At 60.0% G+C, this 17,120-nt stretch carries 13 protein-coding genes; 6 read left to right on the top strand and 7 right to left on the bottom strand.

Going from position 1 to position 17,120, the window contains the following annotated elements:
* Positions 1–159: 159 nt before the first annotated feature.
* From H6F75_RS06260 to H6F75_RS06235, 6 genes are all read left to right on the top strand, one after another.
* Positions 160–1,578, top strand: a complete 1,419-nt coding sequence (locus H6F75_RS06260) for an extracellular solute-binding protein (protein WP_199303774.1) — start codon at positions 160–162, stop codon at positions 1,576–1,578.
* Complete coding sequence (locus tag H6F75_RS28430; RefSeq protein ID WP_190750291.1) at positions 1,575–4,487, top strand: EAL domain-containing protein; 2,913 nt, start codon at positions 1,575–1,577, stop codon at positions 4,485–4,487. The genes H6F75_RS06260 and H6F75_RS28430 overlap by 4 nt, the downstream gene beginning before the upstream one ends.
* Positions 4,488–4,597: 110 nt before the next feature.
* Complete coding sequence (locus H6F75_RS06250) at positions 4,598–5,671, top strand: response regulator (protein ID WP_190750289.1); 1,074 nt, start codon at positions 4,598–4,600, stop codon at positions 5,669–5,671.
* 24 nt (positions 5,672–5,695) lie between these two features.
* Positions 5,696–8,380 (top strand): PAS domain S-box protein, encoded by a 2,685-nt coding sequence (locus H6F75_RS06245; RefSeq protein ID WP_190750287.1) that lies wholly within the window; start codon positions 5,696–5,698, stop codon positions 8,378–8,380.
* On the top strand, positions 8,373–8,750 hold the full coding sequence (locus tag H6F75_RS06240; protein ID WP_190750285.1) for a response regulator: 378 nt from the start codon (positions 8,373–8,375) through the stop codon (positions 8,748–8,750). The genes H6F75_RS06245 and H6F75_RS06240 overlap by 8 nt, the downstream gene beginning before the upstream one ends.
* A 189-nt stretch (positions 8,751–8,939) precedes the next feature.
* Positions 8,940–9,140, top strand: a complete 201-nt coding sequence (locus H6F75_RS06235; protein WP_190516108.1) for a hypothetical protein — start codon at positions 8,940–8,942, stop codon at positions 9,138–9,140.
* Positions 9,141–9,219: 79 nt separating this feature from the next.
* Here the strand turns inward: H6F75_RS06235 and thiO are convergent, their stop codons facing one another.
* From thiO to H6F75_RS06200, 7 genes are all read right to left on the bottom strand, one after another.
* Complete coding sequence (gene thiO / locus H6F75_RS28745; RefSeq protein WP_190750283.1) at positions 9,220–11,202, bottom strand: glycine oxidase ThiO; 1,983 nt, start codon at positions 11,200–11,202, stop codon at positions 9,220–9,222.
* Between the two features lie 80 nt (positions 11,203–11,282).
* Positions 11,283–11,753 (bottom strand): hypothetical protein, encoded by a 471-nt coding sequence (locus H6F75_RS06225; RefSeq protein WP_190750281.1) that lies wholly within the window; start codon positions 11,751–11,753, stop codon positions 11,283–11,285.
* 101 nt (positions 11,754–11,854) lie between these two features.
* Positions 11,855–12,421 carry a hypothetical protein gene (locus tag H6F75_RS06220; protein WP_190750279.1) on the bottom strand — a complete coding sequence of 189 codons (567 nt, stop codon included), beginning with the start codon at positions 12,419–12,421 and terminating at the stop codon, positions 11,855–11,857.
* 181 nt (positions 12,422–12,602) lie between these two features.
* Positions 12,603–13,238, bottom strand: a complete 636-nt coding sequence (locus H6F75_RS06215) for a CatB-related O-acetyltransferase (RefSeq protein WP_190750277.1) — start codon at positions 13,236–13,238, stop codon at positions 12,603–12,605.
* Between the two features lie 99 nt (positions 13,239–13,337).
* Positions 13,338–13,934: a 5-formyltetrahydrofolate cyclo-ligase gene (locus H6F75_RS06210; RefSeq protein WP_190750275.1), complete on the bottom strand. Its 597-nt coding sequence runs from the start codon at positions 13,932–13,934 to the stop codon at positions 13,338–13,340.
* A gap of 39 nt (positions 13,935–13,973) precedes the next feature.
* Positions 13,974–16,070 (bottom strand): pentapeptide repeat-containing protein, encoded by a 2,097-nt coding sequence (locus tag H6F75_RS06205; RefSeq protein ID WP_190750273.1) that lies wholly within the window; start codon positions 16,068–16,070, stop codon positions 13,974–13,976.
* A 66-nt stretch (positions 16,071–16,136) separates the two neighbouring features.
* Positions 16,137–16,658 carry a M23 family metallopeptidase gene (locus H6F75_RS06200; RefSeq protein ID WP_190750271.1) on the bottom strand — a complete coding sequence of 174 codons (522 nt, stop codon included), beginning with the start codon at positions 16,656–16,658 and terminating at the stop codon, positions 16,137–16,139.
* Between the last annotated feature and the right edge of the window lie 462 nt (positions 16,659–17,120).

The following is a 17,120-nucleotide window of genomic DNA, read 5'->3' as shown; positions in this document are numbered from 1 at the left end:
ACGAGGTTAGGGGGCTGCCACTGATTGGAGGTTAAGCCTTTAGGCCCAATCTTGCGCCCCCTCCCTGCCCAGGTTCTGCAATTTGCCCGCTCGGGGCATGCTTAAGGAAACAGCCGGTGCATCTCTCAATGGCCATTGTTCCTTTCAATCGTTGCCGTGATGCCAAAGCTACTGGCTCAGTCCATAAATGTGCTGCGTCGCCGTCGGTTTATGCAGCTGGCGGCGGCGGCGGGGTTGACGAGTTTAGCAACCTGCCGCCCCTCGGCCCGCGCTCCTACTGATGAGCTGGCGATCGAGTCTGACCAGAATGTTGACTGGCGACGGTTTGCGGGCGATCAGATCGGGCTGCTGCTGGACGATCATCCCTGGACCACGGGCCTGCTGCCCTACCTGCGGGACTTTCAGGCTCTGACCGGCATCACCTTGAAGATTCGCACAGTGGCAGAACCAGCCTACTTTGCAGAAATGGAGGCGCTGCTGTGGGCTGACTCCGTGTCGGCAGATGCCTTCTTCTTGCCGATGGATTCTACCGCTTACCGACTGTGGAGAGACGATCTGCTGCTACCGCTGACGCCGTTGCTCAACAACCCTAAGCTAACGGCAGCCAACTACAACCTGTTTGACTTTCCCGAGGGGTTTCGGCTGGCGGCGATGTACCCACCAGACAGCAGCAGCCCCCAGCTGTTCGGCATTCCCGCTACCTTTGAGGCGTACATTCTGTTCTACAACAGGCGCCTGGTGGATCAGTTTTTGGCGGGTCGGGTGCCCCAAACCATGGCTGAGCTGGTGCAGGCCGCCAACCAGATCAACCAGAGCGGGCAGGCCTTGGGGATGGTGATGCGCGGGGTTAAATCCGATGCCATTATCGACACGGTATCGGGGATTGTGCTCAACGGCTGGGGAACCGAGCCCACCCCACTGCCCTTTAACCTCTGGTTTGACGGCGACTGGCAACAACCTCGCCTCACCGATCCTCGCATTGTCGAGGGGTTGACCACCTACGCCCAGCTGATGCAGGCGGGACCAGCCGACATTAAACAGATGAATTGGCCTGAGGCTACCCAGCTATTTCAGGCGGGAAAAGCGGCGTTTTACATTGATGCCAGCCTGTTTGGACCTGACTTTGAGCAGCGTGAGACCTCCGCGATCGCCAATCAGGTGGGCTACACTGTGCTGCCTCCGGTTCACCAACAGAGCCTGACCGGCCATTGGCTTTGGGGGCTTGGCATTCCCCAACGCTCTAGCCATCCCCAGGCCGCCTGGCTGTTTATTCAATGGGCTACCAGCCCCGAAATGGAAGCCAAAATTGCCGTGGCTACGGGGGGAGCACCCCGGTTCTCTAGCTGGTTGACGCCGTCGGTCTATACCGGGGCCATGAATTTTGACTACGCCCTGGCCGTGCAAACCGCCATGCAAACCTCACGCCCGACCGCAGTATTGCACCCCCGCTGGAACGAGGTAGCTCTAGCGATCGCGGCCACCATCCACGACATTTACGATGGGGTAGAACCTGCCCTGGCCGCCAACCAGCTCCAGGCCACTGTGAGGCAGCTGATGGCCGTCGAGGGGTCGCTATGACGGACCGGCTGCGGTGGTTTAGAACCATTCGGGCTCAGCTGATGCTGGGATTTGGCATCATTTTGCTGTTGCACGGTATCAGCGCCGCCATTGGCTACGGTAGCTTGCAGCGGCTCCGGCACCGCAGCCAGACTACCCTCGACAATGCTGCCCAGCTGCGGGAACTCAGCCTGGAGTTAAAAACCAACTTTTTACTGGCTCGCCAGGCTGAGGAGGCCTACTTTGATACCTGGCAGGGGGGCAATATCGATGCCAACGCCCAAGGGTATGTCAAAACCAACCGGACCTATTTGGCTCAGGCCCGCCAGAATTTAGCCGCTCTGAGGGCACTAGAAGCCCAAAATCATGAGCTGGCCGAAGAATTTGCCCTGCTGGACTCACTGTTTAACAACTACGAATCGGCCTTCGAAACTACTACTCGCCGCATTGCAGAGGATAGCTTGAACCATGAGGTGCACCGCCAGCTCAAAGATTTGCTCGCCACCCTACCCAACGACCAGCGCGCAGAGATCATGCCTCTGCGCATGCTGGTGTGGCAGCTGATGGCTCAGCAGCAGACCTACCTAAATACCCAGAACCCGACCTATCTCGACGATCTGCAATCGGGTCTAGATCAGCTGTCTGTCACCCTAAAGCAGCTGCCGGCTGAGGCATTAGACCCCGAGGCCAAGGCGCTGGTGCAGACCTATCAGATCTCCCTCAATGCCCTGCTGTTTCTCGATCAGCAGGTGCAGGTCAACCGCATCATTGCGGCCAATATCAACCGAGACATTAACGGCATTATTCAAACCGTTGGCGATCGCTCGGCCGCCCGCGCCGCTGCGGCCCGCCTTGAGCTAACCAACACCGCCAATCAAAGCAGCGCGGCCCTGCTGGTTACGGCCCTAACGGCCCTGGCCCTAGCGATTTGGGCCAGTGTTGTGCTGGGGCGACGAATTATGACCCCCCTGACGCTAATGGCGATCGCCGCCGAGCGCATTGCCCAGCACGACCTCAGCCAGCCCCTGCAACTGACCGGCGACAACGAGTTTACGGCGGTAGCCCAGGCGTTTAACCACATGGTGAACCAGCTACGACAGACCCTAGACACCCTGGAACAACGGGTCGACGAACGCACTGTGGCCCTAGCCACCGCCAATCAGACGCTGCAGCAGCAAACCCACTCGCTGGCGATCGCCCTACAAAAACTGCACCACAGCGAGGCCAACTATCGCCTGCTGGTGGATCATCTCCACGCTGGGGTAATTGTCTATGCTGCCGATGCCAGCATTGTGATGTGTAACCAGATGGCGGCTCAGCTCCTGGGGTTGCCGCCGGAGGCCATGGAGGGGCAGCCCCGCGACTACTCCCCCTGCCCAGTTGTGGATGAAACCGGTGTGGTGTTAACCCCCGAGCAATATCCGGTGACGCAGGTGATCGTCAGCCAAAGCCCGCTCCAAAACTATGTGCTAGGCATTTGTCGCCCCCAGACCTCAGACTGCACCTGGGTCTTGGTCAATGCGTTTCCCACCTTTGACGATGCTCAGCGGCTGACCCAGGTGGTGGTGACCTTTATCGACATCAGCGATCGCAAATTAGCTGAAGAAGAACTGCGCCACCAGGCTCTGCACGACGCCCTCACGGGCTTGCCCAACCGCGCCCTGTTTACCGAGCGATTAGAGCAGGCCATGCAGCGGTTCAAACGCCATCCCGAGCAGCTGTTTGCGGTGTTATTCATCGATTTGGATCGCTTCAAGGTGATCAACGACAGCCTGGGCCACCTGGTGGGCGATCAGCTGCTGGTGCAAATTGCCCACATTCTGCAACGCCACGTTAGGGCAAGCGACACAGTCGCTCGCCTGGGGGGCGATGAGTTTGTCATTTTGCTGGAGCAAATCGCCAGCTTAAACGAAGCCATCCACGTGGTGGAGCGCATTCAGTCAGATATCAAAGCGCCGTTTCTGCTGATGGGTCACACGGTCTTTACCTCTGCCAGCCTGGGTATTGCCCTAGCCAGCCCCGACTACAACCGGGGAGAAGATATGCTGCGGGATGCGGATAACGCCATGTATCGGGCCAAGGCCGGGGGGCAGTCGATGGGCTACAAAATCTTTAACCCGGCGATGCACGCTAGCGCAATCGAGCTATTTGAGCTAGAAACCCATCTGCGTCAGGCCCTAGAGCGGCAAGACTTCATCCTTCACTATCAGCCCATTGTCAGCCTGGCCGGTCGGCAGCTGCTGGGCTTTGAGGCGCTGGTGCGGTGGATGCACCCCCAGCGCGGGCTCATTGCGCCCGGCGAATTTATTCCCCTGGCGGAGGAAACGGGGCTGATTATTCCCCTCAGCGAATGGATCTTTGAGACCGCCTGTCGTCAGATGGCCGATTGGTGTCACCGGTTCCCCGTAGTCAAGGGGTTGAAGATGAATGTGAATGTGGCGGCGGCGCAGTTTGAGCGGCCCGAATTTTTTGAGCAGATCAAGGCCGTTCTGGAGCGAACAGCGCTGCCGGCCACCAACTTTGGTCTAGAGGTGACCGAAAGTTTGCTGCTGCTGAATGTAAAGGGCGTGCTGTCGACGCTGTCGAACCTTCAGAAACAGGGGGTTGATATCAAAATTGATGACTTTGGCACCGGCTATTCATCCCTGAGCTATCTCAAGCGCTTTCCCATCAATACCCTGAAGATCGACCAGTCGTTTGTCGAAAATATTGACGTTGACCACGACGATGTCAGCATCGTCAAAGCCATTATTCAGATTGCCAAGTCGCTGGGCATGACCGTAATCGCCGAGGGGGTCGAGACCGAGTTTCAAACCCACCGACTGGAGCAGTTGGGCTGTGACGCCATTCAAGGCTACTGGATTGCGCCGCCGTTGCCCCCAGACCAGGTGGAAGCATTTATTCAACAGCCCAGCCATAGACCTGCCTAAACGATCTCCATTACCGGGGTGGGGGATTGTGGCCAGCGGGTTACCAGAGTATCGTAGGGGGCAAGATAACACCCTCCTTTAGATACATATTTTTGTAATGCTTCTTTGTAATGAAAATACTGCTGCTAGAGGATGACCCATCCACCAGTGACTTTTTGGCTGACACCCTGACGAGCCATCGCTACGCTGTCGATGCGATCGCCGACGGGGCCACCGGTTTCGATCTGGCCAGCCGCTGGCCCTACGACCTGCTGATTGTCGACTGGCTGCTGCCGAAGCTGGATGGGCTAGAGGTCTGCCGCCGCCTGCGCGCCCAGGGCAACCGTACTCCCATTCTCATGCTCACGGTCAAAGCCACCAGTGCTGATATTGTCGCTGGGCTAGATGCCGGGGCCGACGACTACCTCGCTAAAACTGGGGATGCGCCCCAGCTGCTAGCGCGGGTGCGGGCTCTGCTGCGTCGTAGCAGCGCAACGGCCCCGGTGCTGAGCTGGGGTGAGCTGCGCCTCGACCCGGCCCTCACCCAGGTGACCTACCGCCAGCAGCCCATCGCCTGCCGACCCAAAGAATATGAACTGCTAGAGCTGTTTTTGCGCCAGCCCCAGCGAATGCTCACCCGCAGCGCCATTATCGACCACCTGTGGCCCATGGCCGACACTCCGGTGGAAGGCTCGGTCACTAACCTAATTAAAGATTTGCGCCAGCGGCTGAAGGCAGCGGGCTTGGAGACCAGCCCCATTGAGACGGTCTACGGGTTGGGCTATCGACTCAAGGCGGTTCCTGCGGACGCGGCGGCAGCGGGGCAGTCCGTCGCTGGTGGCTCGTCCTCACCGCGCCTCGATCGGGTAATGCAGCAGGCGACCCAGCGGTTTCGCGCTTCCCTAGAGCAGCGGCTGGAGGTATTAGATCGGGCCATGCAGGCCCTAGAGTCTGGCACCTTTAGCCCCGAGCTGCGGCAGTTGGCCATGGCCGAAGCCCACCGGCTGGCGGGGGGGCTGGGGCTGTTTGGCTATGCCCAAGCAGCGGCGGTGGCGGAGGCAATCGAGCTGCTGCTGCGCTCTGCGCCCCACCCCAAACTGCGACCCCAGCTGTCTCACCGCCTGGAGCTGCTGAAGCGATCGCTGATGATTCCAGCTGGTGAAGAAGACGCTACGCCTGGCCGTAACCTAAGGGCAGTGCCTTAGCCCCTTGAGTGCTCGATCGCGCCTATGCGTCTGCCCCGCCTGAACCTGGCTCCTCCTCTCCCGCTGCACTGGGTGCTAACGGTGCCGCTGGTGGTGTTTGCGCTGCTGGCGATGGTGGTTGCGGGTCACTCGGTGGAGCGGGGGCCAGACCGAGCGCATCAGATTTCACTGCTGCTGTTGCCTACCCTGGGGGGCGCGATCGCCCTGGGGCTGCTGCTCACCCAGGGGGTACTGGCTCGCCTGCGCCTCTTTGCCCGAGTTAGCGACGAGCTGGCAGCGGGCAATTTTGCCCAGCGGTTGCCCACCAACAGCCGCATCAGCGAATTTAACCACCTGGCCCGCTCCTTTAACCAGATGGCCGACCAGCTGCAGCAGTCGTTTCAGCGCCTGCAGACTACCCTGACCGAGTCAGAAACCAAGTTCACCACCATTTTTCGCACTAGCCCTGACCCTATTGCCATTGCCACTCGGGACCAGGGCCGTTTGGTCGATGTCAACCACAGCCTGCTGGAATTTCTTGGCTACGACCGAGACGAGATGGTGGGGCGCACCGCCATAGAGCTTAACCTGTGGACCGACCTCACCCAGCGCGATCGCTACCGCACCCTGCTAGAGCAGCAGGGCCGGGTGCGCAATTTGGAGGTGCAGCTCACTACGAAGCGAGGAGAAATCAAAACTGTGCTGCTTTCTGCCGAGGCCCAAGCCCTCGACGGCCAAGACTGTCTGATTGTGACCCACCGCGATATCACCGATCGCCACCAGGCCGAGGCCGCCCTGCGCCAGAGTCAGCAGCGGCTGGCCCTGGCCCAGCGAGTGGCTCAGGTGGGCTATTGGGAATTTGACGTCGTCAGCCAGGGGATTGCCTGGTCGGAAATGACCTTTCGCCACTGGGGGCTGGAGCCTACCCCAACACCCCCAACCTACGATGAGCTGCTGCAAAAGCTGCCAGCCGAGGATCGCGATCGCCTCACCCAGCGCATGACCGCCGCCATTGCCGACGGCATTCCCTACCAGGTAGACCTGCGTCCCGTTCACCCCGACGGCTCAATCCATTACCTCGACGCCCGGGGTGAGCCCATCTTTGATGACCAGGGGCGAGTAGTCAAGCTGATGGGTGTCTCGATGGATATCACCGATCGCAAACAGGCAGAGCTGGCTCTGCAAGAGAGTGAAACCCGCTTTCGGCAGCTGGCGGAAACGGTGCAGGAGGGCTTTTTTGTCTACGATACCGAGACTGCCCACTATGCTTACGTCAATTCGTCCTATTGGGAAATTCGGGGAATAGCCCCTGTTCCTGCCCCTAGTCCCGACAGCCAAGCCCAATGGATAGCCTGCATTCACCCTGACGATCGCGATCGCATCATTGCCGCCCTAGGGCGAGAGCGGCAGGGCGAGAACTTCGATCAAGAGTATCGCTACATTACTCCTGGGGGCGAGCTGCGCTGGTTGCGCTCAAAGGCGTTCCCTCTGTTTAATGAGGCGGGCCAAGTGGTGCGGGTAGTCGGCACCGTAGAAAACACTACCGAACGCAAGCGCACCGAAGAGGCCCTGTGCCAGAGTGAAGCCCGATTTCGCAGTGCCTTTGACGACGCCCCCTACGGCATTTCGCTAGTGTCGACCACCGGGCAGTTTGTGCTGGTCAACCCCTACTACTGCACCCTGCTGGGCTACACCGAGGCTGAGCTGCTGACCCTCACCTTCAAAGACATCACCCACCCCGACGACTGGGCTAGCGACTGGGCCGGGTTTCAGCGCATGATGAGCGGCGAGGCGCGCACCTACGAGATCGAAAAGCGCTACCTGAGCAAACAGGGAGAGGTGATTCCAGTGGTGATCAACGCGGCCCCGATCTACGATGCGGCGGGCAACCCCATCTACTCCGTTGGCCATGTGCAGGATATTCGCGAGCGCCTGGCCATCGATCGCATGAAAGATGAGTTTATCTCCGTGGTCAGCCACGAGCTGCGCACCCCAATCACCGCCATTCAGGGGGCGCTGGCACTGTTGGGGGCCGGGGTTTACGCCGATCGCCCCGAGAAGGCCCGCCACATGCTCGACATTGCCATCAATAACAGCGATCGCCTGGTGCGTTTGGTCGACGACATTCTCAGCTTTGAGCGGCTTGAATCGGGCAAAGTGCAGCTCGAAAAAGAAACTTGCCAGTTAGCCACCCTGATGTACCAGGCGATCGACAGCGTTCAGCTCCTGGCCGATCGCTCTGGCATTACCATCGCCCTGATACCGTTGAATCTCACCCTGTGGGCTGCCCCCGACGCCATTGTTCAGGTGCTCACCAACTTGCTTAGCAATGCCATTAAGTTCTCGCGTCATGGAGAGACGGTTTGGTTAGAGGCAACGGCGTTGGCCGGGGAGGAGGTAGGGGAGATGGGGAAGATCACGGAGTTAGGACAAGTCACCCTCCCACCCCTCCACCCTCCCACCCCTTCACCCCCTCACCCCCACCTCCTCCTCACCGTCCGCGACCACGGACGCGGCATTCCTGCCGAGAAACTGGAGGTAATTTTTGATCAATTTCAGCAGGTGGATGCCTCGGACTCGCGGCAGCGCGGTGGTACAGGGCTGGGCTTGGCGATCTGCAAGCGGATTGTGCAGCAGCACCAGGGCCATATCTGGGTTGAGAGCCATCTGGGGCAGGGCAGCACCTTTTTTGTGCAGCTGCCGCTGATGCCAGAGGCCAACCATGTCTAAGCGAGTGCTGCTGATCGACGATGAAGATGACATTCGCGCTATTGTGCAGGCGGCTTTGGAAGAACTGGCGGGCTGGCAAATCCTCGAGGCTACCTCTGGAACCGAGGGGTTACAGCTGGCCCAGGGGTCGGCCATCGATGCTATTCTGCTCGATATTTCTATGCCCGATATGGATGGCTTTGAGATCTACGACAGGCTGCGCCGCCACCCTGCCACCGCGGCCATTCCTGTAATTGTGCTCACTTCTAAGGTGCTAGCGCGCGATCGCTCCCGCTTTACCGCTCTTCAGGTAGCCGGCCTGATCACCAAGCCCTTTGACCCCCTCACTCTGGCCCAGCAAATTGCCAACCTGCTCCACTGGAGGCTTTAGAATTAGCCACCAGCCGTATCTACCGGTTACAACTGGTATAGCCATCGCCCGGACGGTCACGACATTCTGTCTAACCTCCAGCCGCGATCGCTACACGCCAGTGCGCCGCCCCATTTTTTGCCAGTAGCAGTGACTACTACTCAGCGCGATGGCCAATGCTATTCAGTACGTTTGCCAAGGGTCTGCTCTATGTCGTCACCATCTCAGCCTGGCTGCCCCATCACCGATTTAGTCAGCCAGTTTATTCAGGCCCGCGCTATTACTAAAACTCAGTATCAGGAGCTAACCACCCTAGTACTAGCCGATGGCACCATCGATGAGAGCGAGCGCAAACAGGTCAATCGCCTATTCGACGCGATTCAGCTTGGGCGAGTGAAAATTTTGGACTAGTAAGAGGATGTGAGGAGAAGAGTGAACTCAAAATCAAGATTTCACCCATCCACCCTCTACCCATCCACCCATCCACCCTCTACTCCGTCACCCGCCCCGTCAGCGGCGAGCTGGCACTAGCCACCCCCTGCACCGGAATCCGCCCGGCGCGGTAGGCCAAGCGACCGGCCAGGGTAGCGAGCCCCATGGCGCGACCCATGGCGATCGGGTTGGCGGCTTTGGCGATCGCGGTGTTGATCAGCAGGGCATCGGCCCCCATTTCCATGGCTTCGGCGGCTTCGCTGGGGGTGCCAATTCCGGCATCCACCACCACTGGAACCTTGGCGGTCTCAATGATGATTTGAATATTGGCGGCGTTGCGAATGCCTTGCCCTGAGCCAATGGGCGACCCCAGCGGCATGACGGTGGCACAGCCTGCCTCTTCTAATCGCTTAGCCAGCAGCGGGTCGGCGTTGATGTAGGGCAGCACTGCAAAGCCTTCTTTCACTAGCTGTTCAGCAGCTTCCAGGGTGCCAATCGGGTCGGGCAGCAGGTACTTGGCGTCGGGAATGACTTCGAGCTTGACGAAGTTGTTGTCTTCTTGACCCAGCAGTTTGGCCATTTCGCGGCCCAGGCGAGCAACCCGAATGGCTTCCTCGGCGGTTTGGCAGCCCGCCGTGTTGGGCAACATCCAGATCTTTGACCAGTCGAGGGCTTCGGCTAGCCCCTGGTGACCGGGGGCGCTGGTCTGCACCCGCCGCACCGCCACGGTGACAATTTCACAGCCGCTGGCGGCAATGCTCTGGCGCATCACCTCAAAGTCGTCGTACTTGCCGGTGCCGGTCATCAGCCGAGACGAAAAGGTGCGCCCGGCGATGGTTAGAGGGGTGTCGGTCAAGTCGTTGGCGAAGGACAGATTCGTTCCCAGAGCGGCCGGGGTCGCAGGGGCAGCATCGGTAAAGGTCATAGCCTGAGGGGTAGGAGAAACAGCGGGAAGGTTGGGATGTGTGGGCGGGGCGGTGTGGAAGCGCTGCCAAGAGAACGCATCTAAGCGCGGGTCTGGCTTGCCCAGCACCGCCTGGGCCGCCAGCTGAGCAGTAATGGGGGTGAGCAAAATGCCGTTGCGGTAGTGACCGGTGGCCAAGGTGAGGTTGGTGGCAGGGCCAGGGCCAAGGATGGGCCACTCATCGGGGGTGGCGGGGCGGTACCCCCACCAGGTTTCTTCCAGGGTGAAGTTGGCTAGCTGGGGCAGCAGGGCGATCGCATTGCCCACTAGCTGATGCACCCCGCCCGCCGTGTTGTGGGGCGCAAACCCAACATCCTGACTAGTGGCCCCCAGCACAATGCGACCATCTCGGCGGGGCACGATGTAGATGTCTTCGCCAAACAGCACCCGCTGCAAGGGTTGAGGGGTGCCATAGCCGAGGGGCACCCGCAGGCTGGCCATTTCGCCCTTTCGAGGAAAGACCGGTAGGGGCAAGAGCTCGTTAGCCCAGGCCCCAGTGGCCAGCACCACTTGGTCAGCGCTAAAGTTGCCCGCCTGAGCTGTACAGACCTGCTCAACGCGCCCCTGATATTGGCGCAGGGCGATCGCTCCAGTGCCTTCGTGCAGGGTTACTCCCAGGTCAATGACCGCCGATCGCAGCGCCTGCACCAGCAGGCGATTGTCTACCTGGCCCTCGTCAGGGTACCAAAACGCTCCCTGCACATCGTGGCCGAGGCCGGGCTGGTAGTAGGCCAGGGTCGCCGCATCTAGCCAGCCGGTGGAAGGCGCAGTTGCCGTGCGTCGCGGAGCCAAAATGCCGCACGGCCAGTAGCCCACCGACTGCCCGGTGAGTGCTTCCAGTTTGTTCACCCAGGTGGGATAGAGCGCCAGGCTGGCAAGGGCGAGATCGAGCATTGGCCCAGGCGGCAACCCTTCCGCCTGGGGGGCGAGCATGCCCGCAGCGGCGTGGCTGGCAGCCTGCTGAAAGTCGCGGCTGAGCACGGCAACGCTGACCCCCTGCTGCCGCAGCTCTAGGGCGATCGCCAAGCCAATAACCCCGCCGCCCACTACCAGGACGTCGCTTCCCTGATTTGCCATGCTGTTCAACTCAAGTGCTCAGCCTCATTTTAGGCCACTGGAGGGCGTGAGCGCTGCGCCTCTGCCTTGAGAGAGGGAGCCTACCACAGGGCTGGAATTGAATCTAGATCGGGGTCGGGGTTGGGGGCCGGACGCTGCGCCGCGTCGGGCTGCACCAGACCTGGCTGAATGGGCGCAATGTCGCCGCCCGTAGCCGGATAGGTGGTTGCTGCTCCGGTGCGGGGAATCACGTTGCCGGGGGCAGGGGTGACGCCGTTGGCTCCCGGCGTCCCCGTGTTGTTTGGCGAGATGGTGGCGCGATTGTTGCCCTGGTCGGTGAACGCACTGTTGCCCGCGGCCGCAGTCCCGGTGCCCACTTCGCTCTGGCGCTGCACCAGTTGACCAGCCTGTTCAAGGGGCAGCGCGCCCAAGCCATCGGCATCCTGAGCAGTTGTATTCTGTTGGCTAGCGAGCCGTTCTCTGTCGGGGCGATCGCCCGAGAGCCGACTGAGGCCGCTCATCAGCATCAACACAAGACCCGCCAAAACGCCACCGATAATAAAGCGATTCATAGCCTTCCTCACCCATACCTACGTTCTATGATTGCGTAGATTGACCCCGTTAATCCCATAGACGCAGCTTCTCGCTTGGCTTTGCCCTCTCAATGTTACGCCTATTGAAGAATTACGACCTCAATCTTGAGGTCATTGAAGTCGTCTAGGGAGTCGTGATCTTCAAAGTCAACCTCGTAGCGGTTGCCGTTGGTGTAACGGGTGCGCTTAATTTTGACTCCAAAGGCATCGCGCCAGGGGCTTTTGGCCGTCAGACGGTTGTCGCCGTCGAAATAGTAGGTGAATACATCTGTCTCTGAAGTAAAGCGATACCAACGGGTGGGGTCATTGTCGGTAATTTCTGCCTTCAACTGTGACTCGGGCGGAAGCTGGTTGATGGGGCGAGGGCCAGCGTTTTCTTGATAGACCCGCAGTCGCTGCCGAAACAGCGCATTACCACCATAGATTCGATACCACACCTGGTGAGGAGTCGTAGCGTTGGTGGTGTAAACCGAGTAGGCAGTAGCGGTGGGCATGCTGAGCATCTCGTACTCCCGCACGACGCTACCGAGGGGCGGGGGAGACCCAGCGCTTTGCTGGGCCGGGGCACGTAATCCCAAGGGCCAGACCAGCAGCACGGTTACCGCGATCGCCAGAAACAAACTATTGACTATGCTGCGCCGTCTCATGCTCTTAGCCACCCGAAGGAATTTGCCCAAAGAGTACCCCAGATGGTTAGGCCGAGAACACTGACCAGCTAGCTTGAGCTGGCCAGTGTTGCTGGAGAGTGGACAGCTAGGACAGGCTTTCTACAGGATTTTTCTGGCGAGAGAGTAATCGGTCAGCAGGTGCGCTACCGTCTTGTGGGTTCTAAACGCTTCGGTGGGCCTCTTGCAGGGCCTGGAAGTCAGCCCCACAGATGGCGGGTAGGTGGCGGGTGATTTTTTCAATCTCCCAGTGCCACCATTGAATTTCTAGCAGGGCCTCAATAGTGGCTTCGTCGAAGCGATAGCGGATGACCTGGGCGGGATTGCCACCGACTACGGCGTAGGGAGGCACGGCCTTGGTCACCACCGACTGAGCCGCGATAATTGCCCCATCGCCCACCTCCACCCCAGGCATGAGGGTCGCGCCGTAGCCGATCCACACGTCGTGGCCAATAACGGTGTCGCCTTTGTAGGGCCATTCGCTGGGCATGACCGACTCCCAGCCCTGGCCAAACACGGGAAAAGGGTAATTAGTGAACCAGTCGGTGCGGTGGTTGCCGCCGTTCATGATGAATTTGACATCGGAGGCGATGGAGCAGAATTTGCCGATGATCAGTTTGTCGCCGATGAAGTCGAAGTGGTAGAGCACGTTGCGCTCGAAGTTCTCAGGATTCTCAAAATCGTCGTAGTAGGTATAGTCGCCGACGAGAATGTTGGGGTTAGTGACGAGGGTGTTGAGAAAGGCTGTGCGGGTGACGCCGGGAATGGGGTGGCGGGTGGTGGGGCTGGGGCCGTGCATGGGAGGGAGATGGGGGAGGTGAGGAGGGTGGGGGAGTAGGAGAGTGGGAGGGTGAGGGAGAGTGGGAGGGTGAGGGAGATGGGGCGGAAAATAGGGAGGTTATTTTTCGCCGAGGAAGAGGCCGCTTTCGGAGCAGACGCCGGCGAGGGGTTTGTCCCACACGTCTTTCGGCAAGCTAGGCAGGCGGGCGTATTCGAACACAATGCCCACGGTGGGAATGCTTTGCCAGGGGGGCTGGCTGAGCAGGCGATCGTAGTAGCCGCCACCGTAGCCAAGGCGGTAACCGCGCACGTCGCAGGCGACGGCGGGCACGAGGATGAGATCTACCAGAGAAAGGTCCACCTGGGGCGATCGCGGGTGGGGTTCAATAATGCCGTAGGAGCCTTTACGCAGGGGCCAGCGGCTGTTGGCCGACCAGTAGTGCCAGGTCAGCTGGTTTTTATCGACGCAGCGGGGCAGCCCCCAGTGGGGATGGTGCGCTGTCAGGGGGCTGAGGTCGGGCTCTTGGCGAAAGCTGGTGTAGGCCAGGATAATGCGGCACTGGCGAAAGTAGCTCCAGTTGAGCAGGTGGGCGCAGATGCGATCGCTCTTTTGCTTCCACAGCTGGGGGGGAATGCTCCGGCGGGCGCTGATGAGGCGGCGGCGCAGATCGGATTTGGCCTGATGGTTGAGATCTGAAGCAGAGGGTTGGGTCACGGGGGGCAGAAAACGGTCAACGGATAGCCAACAGCGGCGCTAGAAATAAATCAGCAGGTTCAGCCCTGGGATGGTGCGCGAGAGCGTCCACAGGAGCAGCGCTGTGTAGAGCAGACCCAACCCCCATTGATACCACACCAAAGCTGTAATCAGCCCCGGCACATGCTCGTCTCGTAATCGAATGTCATTAAAGCCAAACTTTAGCCAGTTGTTGAGACTAAAGTCTAAATAATTTAGCCAGTTCCAGCGTCGATCGAGCAGCAGGTAGGTGTAGCGATCGCGAAAAAACGGAAACTTTGGGATCACCGGCAGGCGCGCGATCAAGAGCCGCAGCTGGCGCAGGCTGCCGTCTTCGACAAAGTAGCTTTCCTGCATCAGGTCGTGGTAGCGGCCCCGCTTAATTAAGAGACCAATCAGCACGGCGGGCACTGGCACCAGCAGCATAAACAAAAAGCCCAGAGTCAGCAGCGGATAGTCGGCGGAGCGCAGCAAGGCGTTGAGCCCCAGCCCCAGCAGCAGGCTACAGCCTCCCCCCAGCCATAGCCCTTCTGCCAGGGGCGGCAGAATCGGGGTGGCTCGGCGGCGACGGTAGCGATCGACCAGCCAAAACATCAGCGCAAAGGTGGGAATGGCCACCAGACCCAGGCCGAAGGTGAGGCCAAAGCTGGTGCCATAGCGGCTCAGCACCACTAGCCCTCCCAGCCACAGCCACTGCAAGGCCAGGGTAAACCGCCGCGTAATCGGGAAGGTGTCGCGGGCAAAGATGCGATCGCGCACCTTTAGATACGCTGCCAGGTCAACCCCCGGCACGCTCAGCACCCCCTCGGTGCCGATGAAGGTTCGGATTTGGCGCTGGTTGACTACCGCCGCCGCCTGGGCCTCGGTAAAGCCCGCCCGCACCAGGGCGGCCACCGAAGCGGTGTTGACGTTGGTCCCCAGCAGCCGCTGCTGCCAGCTTTTTAGCCGCAGGCGCTCGGCGGTGTAGGCGATCGAGTTGGCGTCGCTAATCTGCTCCTGATTGCGAAAGTTGCGCTCCAGGTTGCGCAGCAGGGTCTCGTTGCCCGCCAGCTGCGGCACCGAAAACACCCGACCAATTTTGCTGGGGGTGCCCAAAATCTGGGTTTGCTCCAGGCTAAACTCCAGACCCGCCACGTTTAGGTAGGCCCCTGGCAGAAATATCGCATCCCCCAGATCGACCTCACCGCCGACCATGGCGTTGCGCAGGTTGACTGGCTCGCCAAAGCGGGTTTGACGCAGCACCAGTGGCGCGTCAAAGCGGGCTTCGGTAAAAAACAGCGCCTTGGCAAAGTAGCTGCGCACAAAGAAGGCGCTGCTCTGCCACACCGTGCGGGCAAAGTCGGCCACCCCCTGCCACTGCACGCGGCCAAAGTTTAGATCGCCCGCTAGCACCGCCCGGCTGAAATTGACATCGGCTTTAAACTCGGCTCCCTGAAAAGTCGCGCCGCTGCGCAACTGGCTCTGATCAAACCGGGCCGGCTCAAAAAATAGGCTGCCCTTGGCCTGCACTCTCTGGCGAAAGTCGGCCCCCGAAAAATTTACCGCTTGGTTGAAGCGCGCCCCGCCCACAGAGAGGCCCTGCTCAAACACTGCCCCGCTGGCTAGCACTCGCCCCAAAAAGAACGTATCGCCCCCCAGTACCTGGCCCGTGAAGCGGGTCTGCACCGCCACCAGCGGCGCTTTGAATAAATAAATTTGCTGGCTGCTACCCTGGCCTTGAATGAGCAATGACTGGGAGAGCCGACTGAGCTGGAGCAAGCGCTGGCGATCGCGCCTCAGTTGAGCCTGTCCGGTATCGCTCAGCAGCGGTGAGAGGTTGTCGCCATAGAGGGGTTCCCGCTGGCCCAGGCGCTGCAAGTCGAGATCGCCTTGCACCACGGCATAACTCAGGTCGAGCACTGGGGTTGTTGCCGGTTTTTGCAGCCCGCTGCTCAGCAGCCGGTAAAAGCTATCGGTCAGGGGGCTGTCAGGCCGCAGATCGATGGTGTAGTAGCGCAGATCGATGGCTGGTCTGCCCTCCCGCTGCACCGGGGCCGCTAGCCGCTGGCGCAACAGGTCTAATGTCAGAGGTGGGTGGCTGTCAGCTGCTAGGGCAGAGAGCGGCTGAGCGATTGCCATTCCCACTACCAAAACCACAAGTCCTAACCAGGCTATCCATCGCCAACCGGGGCAAGGCACCGAACCCTACAGCGCCGCCTGCTGGCCAACATACATGGCCCGCAGCACCAGAGCCGGATCAACCCAGTTGTCTTGGTACTTGAGAGCCCAGTGCAGGTGCGGCCCGGTGGTGCGGCCCGTCATGCCCACTCGGCCAATGCGCGCCCCCGCAGGAATGGCCTGGCCCGCCTGCAGCTGAATGCCGCCGTCGCGATCGACCATGACTTTGTTCTGGCCACTGCCCTCCACATGCCCCTGCATGTGGCAGTAAATATGGGTCCATTCCCCCGATTTGATCGCCATGGAGGTGCCACAGGCGCCATCGCCCTCGACCCACAGCACTTCGCCCGCCCACCAGTTGCGAATGTAGCTACCATTGGGGGCCGCTAGATCAAGGCCGTAATGAAAACGAGAGCCACCGTTGTAGGGGTCACTGCGGTAGCCGAAGGGGGAGGTATAGGTTTGGAAATTTTCAACCGGAAACGAGGCCCGAGTCCAAAGCGCAGCGGTTAGGTCTTGGGCGTTGGCCACCGATACCGAGCGGGGCATCGCTACTGAGACCAAGAACGCTGTGGCCAACCCTAGCCCGAGCAAGGCTCTGCGGCGAGGCCTCTGCCTCCAGCCGCTCGCCAAACTACGAACTAAAGTCTTAACCACGCCGAATTTGAATTGAGCAGCAGAAGTCAGTCTGGGGAGATTGCAGAGTCGCCAATTCATGGTGTAAATCGCGATCGGAGGAGCAGCGAACGTCGCCAATTAGCTTATCCCAGATCTCAGAACTGGGACACTTTTTGAATTGGTTTTTTGCCTGCCCTCGCAAAACCCTGAGCTGTGCACAAATCAGCCTGTTTTCAACTGCCAAAATCTGCCAGCGCCAACTTAAAGCTGACCGCCGCGTTCCCCAGCTTCAAACAGAGGTGTTAGCTCTTATACCCCTTGCCTACTAGGCTTTTGGGATACTCAAACGTTGGCTGCCGCTACACCAGATGCCCTCCACCCTACCCGGGAATG

It is taken from the genome of Nodosilinea sp. FACHB-131 (genome assembly GCF_014695395.1).
Taxonomy (GTDB): Bacteria; Cyanobacteriota; Cyanobacteriia; order Phormidesmidales; family Phormidesmidaceae; genus Nodosilinea.
The sequence above is the reverse complement of the archived record's forward strand: the minus strand, read 5'-3'. Positions and strand labels throughout refer to the sequence as shown.